This is a genomic window from Rhodococcus sp. P4_B6 (assembly GCF_056402215.1).
This window is the reverse complement of sequence record NZ_JBFUHV010000368.1, coordinates 1-3,111: the sequence shown is the minus strand read 5'-3', so window position 1 is coordinate 3,111 and position 3,111 is coordinate 1. Positions and strand designations below refer to the sequence as shown.

Here is a 3,111-nt window from a genome sequence, read left to right as displayed (position 1 = left end):
GTGGTCGCGTCGGACGTCTGCCCGGCGTGGATCTGCTTGGTCTCGAACGACCAGTTGGCGGTGGGATCGATGCTCTCGGTCACGAGTGGAGTCCTCCGGATTCGGTGCAGTGGATGTGATGAATCAGTTGTCGCCGGTGGCTGTTTCGACCACGGTGTGGACCGGGGTCGGATTGCGGGTCAGGTCGAGGACGGGGCAGTGCGCGTCGACCGCTTCCTGCAGTTCGAGGTAGCGCTCCCGCGATTCCGGACCGGTGAGTGTCACGACGACGCGCACCTCTCCGAACCCGGGGCGGACGGCGTCGTCGAAGCCGAAGAACCCGCGCACGTCGAGGTCTCCCTCCGCGCGTGCCGAGATGTCGTCGACACGGACACCGAGCTTCTCGGCCCAGAAGCGGTACGTCACCACCTGGCAGGAAAGCAGCGAAGCGAGGTAGTACTCCACGGGATTGGCGGCGGAGTGCTCACCGCCGAGCGCGGGCGGCTCGTCCACCTCGACGCTGTACTTGCCGAGCGAGACGGTGCTCGCGACGGCGTCGTGGGCCTGCGCGGAGGCGGTGAAGACGACGTGCGCGTTCGCGGAATCCTGCGACACGGCGTCGCGGGTGGCGCTGATGACGGACGTGAGATGTGAAACGGATGCAGTGGTCACGAGTGACGAATCCTTCGAAAACGTGGGTGTGCAGAGAGAACCCGGTGTGGAGAGAATCACGCCGGGACGGGTCCGATCAGGAGATCGGACACCTCGAGGTACACACCAGTGCGAAATCGACATGGCGGCGCCGCGTCAGCAGCTCGCCTGAGTCGATCACACCGGATTCGGTCACGGATCAGACTGTAACCGCACGACACGCATTCCGACCAGTCCCATAGGAAATTCTGCTCACGGAGTGGGCAGCGCGCGGCACAGGGCGTCGAGCGTGGCGGCGAAGCGGGCGGACGACGGCGTGCTGTAGCCGACGACGAGCCCGTCCGGCCGGTCCGCGGGACCGTCCGGATGACGGAACGTGCGCAGACCCTCCACCGCGAGACCGAGGCCCGCGGCCCGGCCGACGGTGGCCGCCTCGGTCCCGGCCGGAAGTTCGAGGACGGCGTGCAGGCCGGCCGCGATGCCGGTGACGTGCACGTGCGGTGACCGCGCGGCGAGCGTCTCGACGAGGGTGTCGCGCCGGCGGCGGTACAGGGTGCGCATCCTGCGGACGTGCCGGTCGAACGCGCCCCGTTCGATGAAGTCCGCCAGGGTCAGCTGGTCCGTCGCGCTGACCCACCTCTCGTACACGCCCTTGACCGCCAGGACGTCGTCGATCACGTGTTCCGGCAACACCATCCACCCCACACGGATCGCGGGAGACAGGGTCTTGCTCACGGTGCCCAGGTACGCCACCTGTTCCGGGGCCAGACCCTGCAGGGCGCCGACGGGTTGGCGGTCGTACCGGAACTCTCCGTCGTAATCGTCCTCGATCACGATCCCACCGGTCGTGCGCGCCCATTCCACGAAAGCCGTTCTCCTGCTGGGGTGGAGCGGACCTCCGGTGGGGAATTGGTGGGCCGGGGTGAGCAGTGCCGCGGACAGCCGCGTACCCGTCGCGTCCGGGGGCTGGGCGCCGTGGGCGTCGAGGTGCAGGGGCACGGTGACGGCCCCGGCGTCGCCGAGCAGTTCGCGATGGAAATGCAGCCCGTACCCTTCGACGGCGACCGGTCCCTGCACGGCGCGGGCGAGGAGCCACAGTCCATGCCCCGAACTCGCGCTGACCACAATCCGATCGGGATCGGTGCGGACCCCTCGTGCCCGGGCCAGGTATTCGGCGACGGCGCGGCGCAGTTCGGGGCGGCCCCGCGGATCGCCCGGACCGAACGCGTCGTGGGGTGCCGCGGTGAGCGCCCGGCGCGCCGACGCCATCCAGGCGGCACGGGGAAACTCCGCGACGTCGGGCGAACCGGGCAGCAGGCTCCATGCGGGCCGGGGTGCGGAGGCGGAGCGGGTCTGCGCGCGGTGGGCGGTCTCGCGTGCCCGATCGGCGACCCGGGTCCCCGATCCCTGCCGTGCCGTGAGCCACCCCTCCGCGACGAGTTCGGAGTACGCCTCGGCGACGGTGTTGCGGGCGACGCCGAGGTCGAGGGCCAGCGCGCGGGWGGGCGGGAGGGTGGTGCCTGCGACGAGCCGTCCCGAGCGGATCGACTCGCGCAGCGCGGACACCAGAGCGGCGCGCACCCCGGAAGTCCGTCCACCGGCGGGTGCGGCGAGGTCGAGATGGAGGTCGCGGCCCAGACCCGAATTGGCCCAAGATTTCATGCTCGAATTGAACCATGGAGATGGGCTATTTCGCGCTTACTGTTCTCCTATGACCACAACAGAGCGCAAGACCCGAGTCGACCTCGCACGCAAGGCCCCCGCCGTCTACAAGGCGATGATCGCCCTCGACGCCGCCGCCCGGCAGGGCCTCGACCCGGAACTCGTCGAGTTGGTGCTCACCCGTTGCTCCCAGATCAATCACTGCGCGTGGTGCATCGACATGCACACCGCCGATGCCCGCAAGATCGGCATCAGCGAACAGAAACTGTTCCTGCTCGGCGCGTGGGAGGAAATGCACGGCCTGTACACCGACAAGGAGCGCGCCGCGCTCGCCCTCGCCGAGTCGATCACCGTGCTGACCGACGGCTTCGTCCCGGACTCGGTGTACGAGGAGGCGGCGGAACATTTCGACGAGACCGAACTGGCCCAGCTCATCTCGCTGGTGCTCACGATCAACGCGTGGAATCGCATCGCCGTCAGCACCCGCAAGATCCCGCGAGTGCGCTAACCCCTCAGAAGTTTCCGCGGGCGGCTTGTTCGCGTTCGATGGCTTCGAAGAGGGCTTTGAAGTTGCCGATGCCGAAGCCGAGGGAGCCGTGGCGTTCGATGAGTTCGAAGAACACGGTGGGCCGGTCGACGAGGGGTTTGGTGAAGATCTGCAGCAGGTAGCCGTCCTCGTCGCGGTCGACGAGGATGCCGCGTTTCTGCAACTCCTCGATCGGGGCGCGGACGTTGCCGATCCGGGCCCGCAGTTCGGGGTCCTGGTAGTAGGAGTCCGGGGTGGCCAGGAACTCGACCCCCTCGGCGGTGAGCCGGTCC

The 3,111-nt window shown here is 68.6% G+C and carries 3 protein-coding genes and 1 pseudogene; 1 reads left to right on the top strand and 3 read right to left on the bottom strand.

The window, feature by feature from the left end; all coding sequences use genetic code 11:
- Window positions 1–123 precede the first annotated feature (123 nt).
- A complete protein-coding gene (locus tag AC1DWT_RS50465) occupies window positions 124–651 on the bottom strand; it encodes an OsmC family protein (RefSeq protein WP_072944685.1) in 528 nt (175 codons plus the stop codon).
- 231 nt (window positions 652–882) lie between these two features.
- Window positions 883–2,292 (bottom strand): MocR-like pyridoxine biosynthesis transcription factor PdxR, encoded by a 1,410-nt coding sequence (gene pdxR / locus AC1DWT_RS50460; RefSeq protein WP_477926187.1) that lies wholly within the window; start codon window positions 2,290–2,292, stop codon window positions 883–885.
- A 49-nt stretch (window positions 2,293–2,341) separates the two neighbouring features.
- On the opposite strand from pdxR, the gene AC1DWT_RS50455 reads away from it, so the two are divergent.
- Entirely contained in the window at window positions 2,342–2,800 is a 459-nt protein-coding gene (locus AC1DWT_RS50455) for a carboxymuconolactone decarboxylase family protein (RefSeq protein WP_072944681.1), read from the top strand.
- 4 nt (window positions 2,801–2,804) lie between these two features.
- Here AC1DWT_RS50455 and AC1DWT_RS50450 read toward each other — a convergent pair.
- Window positions 2,805–3,111: pseudogene (locus AC1DWT_RS50450) on the bottom strand (4-hydroxyphenylpyruvate dioxygenase); the annotation flags it as partial.